At 43.1% G+C, this 13,251-nt stretch carries 13 protein-coding genes; 4 read left to right on the plus strand and 9 right to left on the minus strand.

From position 1 onward, the window contains the following. The first annotated feature begins 58 nt into the window (after nucleotides 1–58). Nucleotides 59–346, plus strand: a complete 288-nt coding sequence (locus tag H0262_RS03910; RefSeq protein ID WP_181209756.1) for a DUF4031 domain-containing protein — start codon at nucleotides 59–61, stop codon at nucleotides 344–346. A gap of 88 nt (nucleotides 347–434) precedes the next feature. On the opposite strand, the gene H0262_RS03915 is transcribed toward H0262_RS03910, so the two are convergent. Next, nucleotides 435–953, minus strand: coding sequence for a DUF302 domain-containing protein (locus H0262_RS03915; protein ID WP_181209757.1), 519 nt, complete (start codon nucleotides 951–953; stop codon nucleotides 435–437). 138 nt (nucleotides 954–1,091) lie between these two features. Next, entirely contained in the window at nucleotides 1,092–1,958 is an 867-nt protein-coding gene (locus H0262_RS03920) for a LysR family transcriptional regulator (RefSeq protein ID WP_181209758.1), read from the minus strand. 113 nt (nucleotides 1,959–2,071) lie between these two features. Here H0262_RS03920 and H0262_RS03925 point away from each other — a divergent pair, with 113 nt between their 5' ends. Continuing rightward, nucleotides 2,072–3,196 carry an S-(hydroxymethyl)glutathione dehydrogenase/class III alcohol dehydrogenase gene (locus H0262_RS03925; protein ID WP_181209759.1) on the plus strand — a complete coding sequence of 375 codons (1,125 nt, stop codon included), beginning with the start codon at nucleotides 2,072–2,074 and terminating at the stop codon, nucleotides 3,194–3,196. Nucleotides 3,197–3,285: 89 nt separating this feature from the next. Here H0262_RS03925 and H0262_RS03930 read toward each other — a convergent pair whose 3' ends face one another. Then, complete coding sequence (locus tag H0262_RS03930) at nucleotides 3,286–3,534, minus strand: DUF2164 domain-containing protein (RefSeq protein ID WP_181209760.1); 249 nt, start codon at nucleotides 3,532–3,534, stop codon at nucleotides 3,286–3,288. A 28-nt stretch (nucleotides 3,535–3,562) separates the two neighbouring features. Continuing rightward, nucleotides 3,563–4,231: a DsbA family protein gene (locus H0262_RS03935; protein WP_181209761.1), complete on the minus strand. Its 669-nt coding sequence runs from the start codon at nucleotides 4,229–4,231 to the stop codon at nucleotides 3,563–3,565. 328 nt (nucleotides 4,232–4,559) lie between these two features. Between H0262_RS03935 and H0262_RS03940 the strand changes: the two genes are divergently transcribed. Then, on the plus strand, nucleotides 4,560–5,123 hold the full coding sequence (locus tag H0262_RS03940) for a GNAT family N-acetyltransferase (protein WP_181209762.1): 564 nt from the start codon (nucleotides 4,560–4,562) through the stop codon (nucleotides 5,121–5,123). Between the two features lie 232 nt (nucleotides 5,124–5,355). On the opposite strand, the gene H0262_RS03945 is transcribed toward H0262_RS03940, so the two are convergent. Continuing rightward, nucleotides 5,356–5,625, minus strand: a complete 270-nt coding sequence (locus tag H0262_RS03945; RefSeq protein WP_181209763.1) for a hypothetical protein — start codon at nucleotides 5,623–5,625, stop codon at nucleotides 5,356–5,358. Between the two features lie 396 nt (nucleotides 5,626–6,021). On the opposite strand from H0262_RS03945, the gene gdhA reads away from it, so the two are divergent. Further along, entirely contained in the window at nucleotides 6,022–7,368 is a 1,347-nt protein-coding gene (gdhA, locus tag H0262_RS03950; RefSeq protein ID WP_011514255.1) for an NADP-specific glutamate dehydrogenase, read from the plus strand. Nucleotides 7,369–7,649: 281 nt separating this feature from the next. Here gdhA and hutI read toward each other — a convergent pair whose 3' ends face one another. The 4 genes from hutI to H0262_RS03970 all read right to left on the minus strand — a co-directional run bounded on the left by hutI (nucleotide 7,650) and on the right by H0262_RS03970 (nucleotide 13,213). Next, entirely contained in the window at nucleotides 7,650–8,981 is a 1,332-nt protein-coding gene (gene hutI, locus H0262_RS03955) for an imidazolonepropionase (protein WP_409033818.1), read from the minus strand. A 77-nt stretch (nucleotides 8,982–9,058) separates the two neighbouring features. Beyond that, the gene (gene hutG / locus H0262_RS03960) at nucleotides 9,059–10,150 is read right to left on the minus strand and encodes a formimidoylglutamase (protein ID WP_133105105.1); all 1,092 of its coding nucleotides are present in this window, start codon (nucleotides 10,148–10,150) and stop codon (nucleotides 9,059–9,061) included. A 27-nt stretch (nucleotides 10,151–10,177) separates the two neighbouring features. Then, the gene (hutH, locus tag H0262_RS03965) at nucleotides 10,178–11,740 is read right to left on the minus strand and encodes a histidine ammonia-lyase (RefSeq protein WP_181209764.1); all 1,563 of its coding nucleotides are present in this window, start codon (nucleotides 11,738–11,740) and stop codon (nucleotides 10,178–10,180) included. A gap of 90 nt (nucleotides 11,741–11,830) precedes the next feature. Continuing rightward, on the minus strand, nucleotides 11,831–13,213 hold the full coding sequence (locus H0262_RS03970) for a YjiH family protein (RefSeq protein WP_181209765.1): 1,383 nt from the start codon (nucleotides 13,211–13,213) through the stop codon (nucleotides 11,831–11,833). Nucleotides 13,214–13,251: the final 38 nt, after the last annotated feature.

Below are 13,251 nucleotides of genomic sequence, written 5' to 3' on the forward strand. Positions count from 1 at the left end.
ATGCACTAGAGTAAAAGTACTTAAATTATTTTAAAGCAATAAATAAAGGGATAGCTCTATGGCGATATACGTCGATTTTATGCAGATAGAGTTTAAAGGCTATAAGTGGTGCCATCTGCTGGCAGATACCTTGCAAGAGCTGCATGATTTTGCTGCGTTGATTGAAGTGGATGCGCGCTTATTCCATCGTCATGCCAGTTACCCGCACTACGATGTCACCGTGCAAATGCGTGAAATAGCGATTGAGTATGGCGCTATACCTGCCGGTCGAAAAAAGATTATCGAATGTGCAAAGAAATTAAAAGTAGAGTTGCATGAGCAAATAGCACGCTCTGAGCATTGCTAATAAATGAGTTAATATTCTAGAGATAGAAAAAAGGTGGGTTGTGATTTGGCTACCCACCTTTTTATTTATTAAATTTTCTGCTAGAAATTTACTTGGCAATAGCTGCCTTACTAACACTGTTGAGCGCTTTTGAGATGTTAGCGATCTCGGTATCACAACCTTTGATGTTATGACGATTTTTTAAATACTCAGGATTATTATATGATAGCCATACTTTTTTATCGGCATCTTCGCTGATGAGAATTTTTTGCGGTAAGTCGATGGCGGCGCTTTGCTCGCAGTGCATCAATGGCGTACCCGCTTTTGGGTTACCAAACATAATGACCTGTGTTGGTCTTAATGTTAAATCGACACTTTGTGCATTTTTTTGATGATCGACGCGTGCGAATACCTTCATACCTTTGCTTTCAATAATCGCTGCCAGCTTATCAGCGGTATCTTGCACAGAATGAGGACTTTGCATCGTAACCAAACCTTTTTTAGCATTGATAGCAGTCATCGTGTCTGGCGTTGATGGCATCTTATCAGGCGCATTTAAAATATTTTCAACACTGGCGCAAGAGGATACAGCCAAAGCTAGGGCCGCAATAGAGATAATCTTAAGCATAGAAATTCCTTTTTTATGGTGGTCGTTTGTTCAATGAGTGATGGTTGGCAACATCGAGTCCTTATAGTGCATCATTACATTGTGCGTAATAAACGGTGCATAGTAAAGAGTCGCATTGCAACATGCCTTAACGAATTATTAAGCCAAATGATCTGCTAGATAGTCTACCAACAGCCTAATTTTTGGCGATAAATGACGATTGTGCGGGTAGACTGCCCATATCCCTTCTTCTTGCTCTCTATATTCGTCCAATACCGTCATTAAACGACCGGTTGCTAGATGTTTTTGTACATAATAATCTGGCAGTTGTACGATGCCAAGCCCCTTTAGCGCGGCATCAACCAAGCTATAACCACTGTTATAACGTATCTTGCCGCTCACGCGTATATTGCGCTCTGTATCTGCTTCTTTAAAATGCCAATAATCAAGTGTACCCAATAAGCAGCTGTGTTGACTGAGTTCATCCAAGGTTTTTGGGCGACCATATTTCTCAAAATAAGCGGGCGATGCACAGACAAAGTTGGTACGGTGACTGAGTTTTTTTGCCATCATCGTAGAGTCGCTCAGCTTACCGATACGTATTGCCAAATCATAACCACCTTCAATCAAATCAATCTTCTGATTGCTCAAAAAAGCCGTCACTTCGATATCACTATATTGCACCATAAAATCATTTATCAGTGGCAATAGCTGCTGCTCCCCATAGGTGACAGGAGCTGTCAGATTGATGCGACCTTGCGGTTTGGACTGCAAATTACTGACCGCTTGCTCTGCGGCATCAAGTCCATCAAGGATGCTGCGGCAATGCTGATAAAACACCCGCCCTTCTTCTGTTAGCGACACTTTGCGTGTCGTTCGATACAGCAGCTTAGTATTGAGCCGCTTCTCCAGTGCAGTGACTTGCCGACTCACTTGCGCTGTCGAGATAGCAAGCTTTGCCGCCGCTTTAGTAAAGCTCTCAAATTCTGCCACGTAGACAAACTCACTGATACCATCCCACTTCATGATTATTACCACTGTGTAAAAGATATTTGCAAATATGCTATATTATCATTAGCAGGGAAGTAATATAAAATAATCACACTATTAAAATTCAACCATTAAAAAGAGAGACTTTTATGTCAGATAAATTTATCAAATCAAAAGCCGCCATTGCTTGGGGCCCTAATCAGCCATTATCGATTGAAGAAGTGGACGTCATGCTACCGCGCAAAGGCGAAGTATTGGTTAAAATCATCGCCAGTGGCGTCTGCCATACCGATGCGTTTACCTTATCTGGTGAAGACCCAGAAGGTGTATTCCCAGCTATCCTAGGTCATGAAGGTGGCGGTATCGTTGAGCAAATCGGTGAAGGCGTGACTAGCGTCCAAGTGGGTGACCATGTCATTCCCTTATATACCGCAGAATGTGGCGAATGTAAGTTCTGTACTTCAGGTAAAACCAACTTATGCTCAGCGGTACGTGAGACTCAAGGTAAAGGCTTGATGCCAGATGGCACCACCCGTTTTTATAAAGACGGTCAGCCAATTTTCCATTATATGGGTTGCTCAACCTTCTCTGAATATACGGTATTGCCAGAGATCTCTTTAGCCAAAGTTGACGCCAATGCACCGTTAGAAAAAGTTTGCTTACTTGGTTGTGGTGTGACCACTGGTCTGGGTGCAGTCATGAATACCGCTAAGGTTGAAGAAGGCGCGACCGTTGCGGTTTTCGGTCTTGGGGGTATTGGCTTAGCGGCTATTATCGGTGCAAAAATGGCAAAAGCCAGTCGTATTATCGGTATTGATATTAACGAAGATAAATTTGAGCTCGCCAAAAAGCTAGGCGCAACTGATTGCATCAACTCTAAAGATTATGACAAACCTATCCAAGAGGTTATCGTCGAGATGACGGATGGCGGTGTAGATTACTCATTTGAGTGTATCGGTAATGTCGATGTTATGCGTTCAGCGCTTGAGTGCTGTCATAAAGGTTGGGGCGAGTCGGTCATCATCGGTGTCGCTGGTGCAGGCAAAGAGATCTCAACCCGTCCATTCCAGCTAGTGACTGGTCGCGTCTGGCGTGGTTCAGCTTTTGGGGGCGTCAAAGGACGTTCAGAGCTGCCCGGCTATGTCGATCGTTATATGCAAGGTGATATTCCATTAAATGACTTTATCACTCATACGATGCCATTAGAGGACATCAATGAAGCGTTTGATTTGATGCATAAAGGCGAGAGTATTCGTACGGTTATTCATTTTTAACTTGTAACAGTTATAAAATTAGTACTATAGACAGAAAAAAGCCGCTCCTATCATAGGTATCATAGGAGCGGCTTTTTTCTGTCTATCTTTTAGTCCTTTTTAAAGCTATGCATATCTTCTAACATCCCCGTAAACCTCTCGTATAGCCATGGCTCCATGTCATCGACGACTTGATTATAAAAATGCGGACCTACGGTTTCGATGATAAAATCCAATAAGAACTTCGCCGGTAAATTACCAATATCGATATCGAATTCATCATTCATATAAACCCGTAGTTGATCTAAGATAAGGATCTCAGTTTCATCTGATAGGGTGATTAGTTTCTCTTTATTCATACAAATGGCCCTACTAAAAAATCTTAATTTACTCTTTCATATTGCCTAGCTGCTCTAAAATATTGACATAATTGTCCACGCCTTGTGCGCCACTAACCAAGTGCTGCTCATTAAAAATGATAGCAGGGACACTTTGAATACCTTGCCTTTGCCAATGCTGCTCTATCTCACGTACGTCATTGGCAAACCGCTGGTCTTCTAAAACCGTCAACGCTTCTTTACCATCTAACCCAATCTCTGCAGCAATATCGGCAAGCACCCTGATATCAGAGAGGTTTCTATTATCGGTAAAGTGCGCGATAAATAATGCCTGCTTTAACTCATGCATACGCCCTTGCTGCTCAGCCCAATGCAAAAGCTGATGCAGATTAAAGGTGTTGTGCATACGCAAGTCATCATTAAAATTAAACTGAAAGCCGACATCAGAACCTGCCTCGGCTATTCTAGTGCGGCTAGCTTCTGACTCGGCTTTGCTTGAGCCATATTTCTCCATGATATGCTCACGCATGTTTTGACCCTCGCTTGGCATATTAGGATTTAGCTCAAACGGATGCCAATGTATCTCATGATCAGTATTGGTTTGCTCTAGTGCTGCTGCTAGTTGGCGATAGCCGACGACACACCAAGGGCAGACCACGTCTGATACGATATCGATGCGTAGTGGCTGCTCTGATGTTAACTGCTTTGAGTTTTCCATATGTTTTACCTAATTTATTGTCTGTTTTTATCTAATGAAGTACCATTTGAAGTAAGCTTTCTTACCTGAAGCTGACTGTAATCAATATGCTTATTAAGCGATACTTATCAAACGATACTTATCAAACGATACTTATCAAACGATACTTATCAAACGATACTAAGAGAAAGGCTAGGTGATTACAATGGCGGATAAGTTACTAATGATAACTACCAGCCATAATCATAAGCCGACTATTGATTGTGGCGGCTTAAACTGGGTAGCCATCATAAGAATGGCTTGAGAAATTATGTAAATAGGCAATTTAATGAGCTTTATAGAGTACCGAATGAAACCTTATATAGAAACAGAGCGTCTTTATCTTAGACAGTGGCAAGCAAGCGATTTTGCAATATTTGCTGCTATGAATGCCGATCCAGAGGTTATGAAGTATTTCCCCAAGCTTTTATCAGCTAAAGTGAGCGATATTATTGCGAATAAATGCCAGCAGCTGATTGCAGATAATGGGTGGGGATTTTGGGCGCTCAGTTTAAAAGAGAGTTCAGAAAAAAATGATGCCTTTATTGGTTTTGTTGGCTTAAATCAGACGCATGCTGATATGTCTTTTGCTCCCTGTGTTGAGATTGCTTGGCGACTGCGTAAGGAGTTTTGGGGACAAGGCTATGCAACTGAAGCTGCTCGCGCGTCTTTAGATTTTGCTTTCAGCGAGCTAGCGCTTGAGGAGGTAGTTGCATTTACTGCTGTGATTAATAAGCGCTCTCAACTGCTTATGAAGCGTATCAGGATGACTGATACGCAAAACAATTTTTATCATCCTGCACTTGAGTCAAATCATTTACTCGCTGAACATGTCTTATATAATCTGACTCGTGAGCAGTGGCAGTCAGTTTAAGTAGCTTTAGAATGAGCGTTGCCACATCAGGTGCCTTAATGTATTAACATCTCATTGTGAATGGCTATTTCCATTACTTAAATGTGCTAATGACGCATTGCATATAAACAGTGTGCAATGCCTTAAATAATTTTTATAAGACAAGGTGCCTATTTTCATTTAAAGTGTTATTGATAAAGCGATTGATAGCTAGATGAGGTATCAAACAGCGTTGATGGTTCTTTAACACCACTTATCCCATTAATTTCATCAATGCCTCCAAAGCACATTCAATATCTAAGAATATTAAGCCAAGTTTGGCATTCAGTTTAGCCCTAATATTCATTGCAGTCTTATAACCTGATGAAGTCATGATTACATAGTTTTTCACACCTTGAATCATAATACGGTCGGTGCTACCACAAGCCAATTCGCGGCCTATACGATCACCCAGTGACAATAAAAGCTGCATAGCTCGAATGCGCTCTTCATCGACGCCTTTTGATAGTGCTAATGAAACCATTATTCATTGTTAAAGACAAATGCTTCAATATTTGCTTTAGTCGTCTAAAGCTTTCTGAACTAATCACCTTTTTTTAATTATTAAGTGTTTACTACGCACTATTTTCAGATATTTTAATGATAAAAACTTATCCATAACTTTTGATGATGCTGATATTTACTAGACGTATACATCAAAAAAATGATATACAGTTGTGAGATAAAAATAGTCTGGGCTTCTTTATCATAATTTAGCGACCCAAACCGTTGGATTCTAATCCCACCAGTTGTCATACCAAATAGCGTATAGCAGCGACATCAATCCTACATCTGTGTTCACCATCCTATCATTTTCGGGTATGCGATAGTGCGCCGGTGTAAATCAGCACGATTACAATTTCTACCCTAAGGAACTTATATGAGTATCAGTCAGGCAATCGAAAAAATCGAAGCACGTTATGCCCATCAACCTGAGTTTATTCAGGCAGTAAAAGAAGTTGCAATCACGATTGCGCCACTATATGACTCTCATCCTGAATATGATGCTTTCAAAGTTTTTGAGCGCTTGGTTGAGCCTGACCGCGTGATGGGTTTCCGTATCAACTGGGAAAACGATAAAGGTGTAGTACAGGTTAATCGCGGCTGGCGTGTCCAATTTAGTAACGCGTTAGGTCCTTATAAAGGTGGTATTAGATTTCATCCAACCGTCAATCAATCGGTTTTAAAGTTCTTAGGTTTTGAGCAAATTTTTAAAAATGCCTTGACCGGTTTGCCAATGGGCGGCGCTAAAGGTGGTTCTGATTTTGATCCAAAGGGCAAATCAGACAACGAAATCCGTCGTTTTTGCTATGCTTTCATGCGTGAGCTGCATCCCTATATCAATAAAGATACGGACGTACCGGCAGGTGATATCGGCGTTAGCGGACGCGAAATCAGCTATATGTTTGCCATGTATAAAAACCTGACCCGCGAATACGGCGGTGTATTGACTGGTAAAGGCGTAGGGTTTGGTGGCAGTTTGATGCGTACGGAAGCGACGGGCTATGGCGCGGTTTACTTCTTAGAAAATATGCTAACGGCTCAAAATGAGCGCATAGATGGTAAGCGAGTACTGGTTTCAGGCGCGGGTAACGTCTCTCTACATGCTGCTGAAAAAGCTCATATGCTGGGCGGTGTTGTGGTCACCGTATCTGATTCGCAAGGTACCTTGTATGATGGGGCGGGTCTAAATCAAGAAAAAATCAACTGGTTAAAAGCGCAAAAAGCAAAAAGCCAACCATTAGCAGATTACGTAGCTGTCTATGGCGGTGAATGGTTCGCTGGACAAAAGCCTTGGCATATCAAAGGCGATATTGCTATTCCATCAGCCACGCAAAACGAAGTGAATGAAGACGACGCTAAGCTGATGGTTGAGAACGGCATTAAGTACGTGGTTGAAGGCGCTAATATGCCATTGACTGCAGAAGCAATTGATCATATCCGCTTGCACCGTGTGCACTATGCTCCAGGTAAAGCGGCAAATGCAGGCGGCGTAGCGGTATCTGGTCTTGAGATGTCACAGAACTCTGTACGTCAGTACAAAACTTTTGAAGAGATTGATGCGCGTTTAAAAGTTATTATGAAAAATATTCATGACGGCGCTGCTGAAGCCTCAGAAAAATACCATCAAACTGATAAAGGTTATATCGATTATATGACTGGCGCTAATATCGTCGGCTTTAAACGTGTTGCCGATGCCTTAGTTGCTTATGGTATCTTGAACTAAGAGCGGTTTATAGATCATAGTACAGTCGATTCAATTTAAAAAGAATACAGTACTGTTGGGATAAGTTTTGCGAAGCCTCTGGAGTGCGAAGCGCACATCAAGCGAGAGAAATTTATCCCAGCATAATGCTATTCTGAACGTAACTCTTTTATATTGAACTCACTATAAGACATAAGTTGTTAATGTCATAAATTCTTTTCATAAACCAAAAAGCCTCAATCATTCATTGATTGGGGCTTTTTAGGATTTAAAAGAGCGTGGTCAAAAACGAGTGGTAAAGTTTAACGCCATGCACCTTTAATCATAATACCTTCAATAGGATTTAGCCCCATTTGATAGGCTAAATCAGCAGGGCGAGTGATATCCCAAAGTGCCAAATCCGCATCACAGCCAACTTCTATACGCCCTTTATGAGCTAGACCTAACGCTTGAGCTGCATGAACCGTTGCCCCTGCCAATACTTCTTCAGGGGTCATATAAAATAGCGTACAGCCCATGTTCATCGCTAGTAACAGCGATGTCAGCGGTGAGGTACCTGGATTACAGTCAGTCGAAATTGCCATTGGTACTTGATGTTTACGCAGTTCTTCGAACGGTGGTAACTTGGTATCACGCAAGGTATAAAACGCGCCCGGTAATAGCACGGCAACAGTGTTGCTTGCTGCCATTTTTTTGATATCATCTTCTACTAAGTGCTCAAGATGATCGCTTGATAACCCTTTATATTCTGCTACTAAAGCGCTAGCGCCTATATTTGATAGCTGTTCAGAATGCAGTTTCACTGGTAAGTTTAATGAGCGTGCGACTTCAAAGACGCGCTTAATCTGCTCAGCAGTAAAAGCGATATTTTCACAAAAGCCATCGACTGCATCGACCAAGCCCTCGCTATGCAAGATTGGTAACCACTGGCAAACTTGCTCGATATAGTCATCGGCATTGTCTTTGTACTCAGGCGGTAGCGCATGAGCGGCTAAATAAGTGGTACTAACATGAATATCATGCTTTTCGCCAAGCTGGCGCGCTACCTTCAGCATCTTACGTTCAGTTTCTAGGTCTAAGCCATAGCCGGACTTAATCTCGATACTGGTCACGCCTTCTTTAATAAGGGCAAGCAAGCGCTTTTCACTTTGCGCAAATAACGCCTCAAAACTAGCCTCACGCGTAGAACGAACTGTTGAGACAATACCGCCGCCTTTGGCAGCGATATCTTGATAATTAGCACCATGTAAACGCGCTTCAAACTCATTGCTGCGGTTGCCGCCATAGACGATATGAGTATGACAGTCGATGAGTCCGGGCGTTATCCAATGACCATTGGCATCTTTGATTTGCTGACTTTGATAATGGATGAGATAGGGCGTCATTTGCGCATGCGCCCCAATCCATGCAATTTTGCCATCTTTGATACCGATAGCCGCATTTTCTAACTGACCATAAGGTGTACTTTTTGCGGCGGCGCTGTCCTTATTGTCAGCATAAATATCGAAACCATATTGCGTAGAAAACGTCGCAAGATTGGCATTGATAATAATATGGTCAAACGTTGTTAAGGCATCCATAGCATCGGTAGTATTGATAGAGTCGTCAAGTATCTGTTCGCTAGAGTTGTTCATAATAAGCTCCTGCTTAATACTGATAATCAGGTAAATATATAAAATTCATTTCTAAAGTTAAACTTATAAGCCTTTATCTATAAATTTAGTAAATGCTGCTCGATAATAGTAGCCAAAAGACGAGCGGCAACTTTGCAGCTACGCGAATCAATATCAAAAGTAGGGTTGATCTCAGCAATATCGGCTACTTTTACCTTACCAGAGGACAAGATAAGTTTGACCGCGCGCTCAACGAAACTGAGCTCAATACCATAGGCAGCAGGTGCACTGACACCAGGTACGACGCTAGATGGTAAGCAATCCATATCAATGGTTAAATAAATAATATCGACGCTCTCGATGAAACTGGTTATTTGAGCAGCAATTTTTTTCCATTTTTTATTGGTACACTCTTCATCACTGATGATATGCACGCCCAATTGCTCAGCACGATCAAAGAGCGCAGCGGTGTTAGAGAAACGACTGACGCCAATACAACAATAATTAAATGGCTGACCTTGCTCGTCAAGATGCTCGGCAATTTGTCGAAATGGCGTACCCGAGGTAGCGACATCAGACTGACGAATATCAAGATGAGCATCAAAGTTAATAATGCCAATACGCAGCAGCGCGTCTGTATTATTGGTAGCGTCTGTCTGCTGCAGCGCTTGCCACAATCCTAAAAAACTACCATAAGCAATAGCATGACCACCGCCAAGACCGATGGGTAAGCCACCTTGCTTGATAATCTGGCTTACCTTATCGGCATAATTGAGTTGTGCTTGTTCTAGCATGTTTGCGGCAAATTCATCATGATCATGGCAGTGAATATCACCCGCATCACCCAGTAAGGTTGGCAGTTGATTGTCAAAGCGCTGCTGTAGCTCAGCGATGACTGGCAGTGCAGCAAACGCCTGACGAATCAATGGCGGTGCGGCTCTTGCGCCCACACGTCCTTGATTGCGCCTGACACCTTGGTCACAAGCGAAACCGACCAGCCCAATACGCTGGCCGTTTTGCTGACTGGTGCTATCAAAGGCATAAGGCTGCGCTATTTGATACCAGTAGCGAGCGCGAGCTGTCTCAAACGGCTCCGCACGTCCTGTCCAGCGACTCATATTAGCTGCCGTATGGCTCACGGCTTCTGTATGGGTAATCGTGCTTGCTGCTTTATTTGTTAGAGATGTCATCGCCAGATTCCTTTTTGCAATCAGCCTTTATTTAGAGTCGTACCAATTACTACGCAATGACTGCCAATGCTCAGCAAGCGTACCATCTAATACCAGCTGCTTTGCCGCTTCAATGTCAGGGGCTAGGTAACGATCTTTATCATAAAAGGTCACTTGCTCGCGAAGTTTCTGATGTGCCAAAGTCAAAGGCTCTGAGGTCTCTAACCCACGATGGAAGTCAATACCTTGACCAGCAGCCAAGAGCTCAATACCGATAATGGTAGCGGTATTTTGCGCCATCTCATATAAGCGACGGGCGCAATAGGTTGCCATCGACACATGATCTTCTTGGTTAGCAGAAGTTGGAATGCTGTCGACACTACCAGGATGGGCGATAGATTTGTTCTCTGAGGCGAGCGCTGCTGCGGTCACATGAGCAATCATAAAGCCTGAGTTGACCCCAGCATTATCCACTAAGAATGGCGGCAAACCACCTGATAAAGTCGCATCGATCAGCAAAGCAATACGGCGCTCAGACATAGAGCCAATCTCGGCAATGGCCAAGGCTAAAATATCAGCAGCAAAGGCCACTGGCTCAGCATGGAAATTACCACCTGAGATAGCAACTGGACCGTCTTCATTGTTAAAGATAAGTGGATTATCGGTTACAGCATTTGATTCAATTAGCAGTGTCTTGCCTGCTTGATTGATGATATCGAGACATGCACCCATTACTTGCGGCTGGCAACGCAGGCAGTAAGGATCTTGTACTCTGTCGTCTTGCTCGCCATCATGTGAGGCGCGAATGGCACTGCCTTTAATGAGCTGACGATGTGCTTTGGCGATTTCAATTTGACCATGATGACCACGTACTTCATGAATGCGTGCGTCAAATGGCGCATCTGAGCCTTTAGCCGCATCGATAGACAGTGAGCCGACGATGGTTGCCGTCTCAAGCAAATCACGTGCTAAGAAATAACCACGTAGTGCCAGTGCGGTGGATACTTGAGTGCCATTAATCAGGGCAAGACCTTCTTTTGCCGCAAGGGTGATTGGCTCAAGACCATGCTGTGCTAAAGCATCAGCGGCCAGTACTTTTTTACCATCAACATAAACATGACCTTCACCCATCATCGCCAGTGTCATATGCGATAAAGGCGCGAGGTCTCCTGAAGCACCCACTGAGCCTTTGGCAGGGATGTTTGGGGTAATTTGATTGTTAATTAAGCCCAGTAAGCTGTCGACCACGGCGCGGCGGACGCCAGAAACACCTTGTGCCAAACTGGTCACCTTCATCACCATAATCAGTCGAACCACATTGGCTGGTAATGCTTCACCAGTACCCACCGAGTGAGACACGATAAGATTACGCTGTAATAGTTCTAACTGATCATCGCTGATACGGGTTTTTGCCAACAGACCAAAACCGGTATTGATACCATAAGCGCTTTTATCACGGCGGATAATCGTTTGCACATCTTCGTGTGAGGCGTCTATTGCCTCATAAGCGCTATCAGGCAAGGTCAATATGACTGGCTGTTCATAGATATCGCGTAGTATCTCAAAGCTAAGCTGACGTGGCTGTAGGGTTAATTTTTTGATAGCAGTCATGGTGGTAATCCTAGTGTTAAATGTTATTAGCTGTATTTATTATATGGTGGAGTATTGATGTTGTGCTTGTATTAATATGTGCAATCTATCCTAACTTATCCAGCCGAAAGACATTGCCAAATGTCCAAAAGCTGCTGCCAGTAAGATACTAAGTGCTACACGCTGGAACCAAACGATGACCATTTTCCCAACAGAGATAGGAATCTCAGTTGCTAGTACACAAGGAATCATGGCAGAAAAAAATAGCACACTGCTAATAGAGATGACGCCTGCGACATAACGGGTCAACATATCCGCTTCACTGAGCAATAATGCGGGCAAGAACATCTCAGCCAATCCTGCAGACATGCCTTTGGCAGCGACGAGTGGCTCTGGCAAACCGCCCAACCAGGTAAAGGGGTAAAGCAGTAAACCTAAAGCGTCAAATACTGGCGTGTACTTGGCCAATAATAAACCAGTGAGTCCAACGGCGATAATAGAGGGCACAATAGCGGCTGCCATTGTCAAGCCATCACGAAAGTTGGTCCATAGAATCTGTTTAAAATCTGATGCACGGCGTGACGTGGACAAACCTAGCTCATATGCCGCTTTTAAACGCGTGCCTCTTTTGTAGTCTAAATTTGGACGCTCAACCTCATTATCAAACCGACTAATTGGTGGAATACGGGCAGTGATAGCGGTGACAATAAAGGTAATCACTAGCGTTGACCAAAAAAACAGATTCCAAAATTCCATCAATCCCAGTGTTTTGGCAACAATTACCATAAACGCAGCTGATACAGTTGAAAAACCAGTCGCAATGATAATGGCTTCACGCGCAGAATATTGCTTTTGCAGATACACACGATTAGTGATAAGTAAGCCAATCGAATAACTACCCACAAAAGAAGCAACTGCATCAATCGCTGATGCGCCCGGCGTTTTCCAGATAGGTTTCATAATCGGCTGCATCAATACACCAACCATCTCAAGCAAACCAAAACCCACTAAAAACGCCAGAATCAAAGCCCCAAGCGGCACAATCATACCAACGGGTAGCGCCAGTTTTTCAAATAAAAACGGCAGCATATCTTTTTCCATCATAAAGGCTGGAGCGTTACCAGTGATATACATCACGGCTAATACCAGTCCCAGTACTTTAAAGACAGTTAGGATTTTATGGGTGATGTTTTTGCGCCATGAGCCATCAATAAACGGTTTACTTACCCCAAATATCATCAGCATAAATAACAAAGTTACAGATAAAGTATGTTGCTGATTGACCAGATAAGTTGCGCCATGGTCGAACAAAATCGTGCTTTTTTCACCAATGGTAAATGGCACAAAAAACATCACCAAGCCGATCATACTAAAGACAATCAGTTGCAGTAAGGCAATGGGTTTTGACAGCAATGTTTCTGGCGTTGTCGTATCGGGCACGGTGTTAGCAACTTGCTCAGTTTTCCCTAGTTGTAGGGTATCTTGCTTGGTCATATTATCTTCCTTGATAAAATCATGTGATCTATGTGTTT

Origin of the sequence: Psychrobacter sp. D2, from assembly GCF_013608135.1 — a bacterium.
Lineage (GTDB): Bacteria > Pseudomonadota > Gammaproteobacteria > Pseudomonadales > Moraxellaceae > Psychrobacter > Psychrobacter cryohalolentis.

Coding starts and splice junctions, on each gene's coding strand:
- H0262_RS03920 (WP_181209758.1), bottom strand. CDS start 1,958: ATGAAGTGGGATGGTATCAGTGAGTTTGTCTACGTGGCAGAATTTGAG.
- H0262_RS03915 (WP_181209757.1), bottom strand. CDS start 953: ATGCTTAAGATTATCTCTATTGCGGCCCTAGCTTTGGCTGTATCCTCT.
- hutI (WP_409033818.1), bottom strand. CDS start 8,981: ATGAACAACTCTAGCGAACAGATACTTGACGACTCTATCAATACTACC.
- hutG (WP_133105105.1), bottom strand. CDS start 10,150: ATGACATCTCTAACAAATAAAGCAGCAAGCACGATTACCCATACAGAA.
- H0262_RS03930 (WP_181209760.1), bottom strand. CDS start 3,534: ATGAATAAAGAGAAACTAATCACCCTATCAGATGAAACTGAGATCCTT.
- H0262_RS03925 (WP_181209759.1), top strand. CDS start 2,072: ATGTCAGATAAATTTATCAAATCAAAAGCCGCCATTGCTTGGGGCCCT.
- hutH (WP_181209764.1), bottom strand. CDS start 11,740: ATGACTGCTATCAAAAAATTAACCCTACAGCCACGTCAGCTTAGCTTT.
- H0262_RS03935 (WP_181209761.1), bottom strand. CDS start 4,231: ATGGAAAACTCAAAGCAGTTAACATCAGAGCAGCCACTACGCATCGAT.
- H0262_RS03945 (WP_181209763.1), bottom strand. CDS start 5,625: ATGGTTTCATTAGCACTATCAAAAGGCGTCGATGAAGAGCGCATTCGA.
- H0262_RS03940 (WP_181209762.1), top strand. CDS start 4,560: ATGAAACCTTATATAGAAACAGAGCGTCTTTATCTTAGACAGTGGCAA.
- H0262_RS03910 (WP_181209756.1), top strand. CDS start 59: ATGGCGATATACGTCGATTTTATGCAGATAGAGTTTAAAGGCTATAAG.
- H0262_RS03970 (WP_181209765.1), bottom strand. CDS start 13,213: ATGACCAAGCAAGATACCCTACAACTAGGGAAAACTGAGCAAGTTGCT.
- gdhA (WP_011514255.1), top strand. CDS start 6,022: ATGAGTATCAGTCAGGCAATCGAAAAAATCGAAGCACGTTATGCCCAT.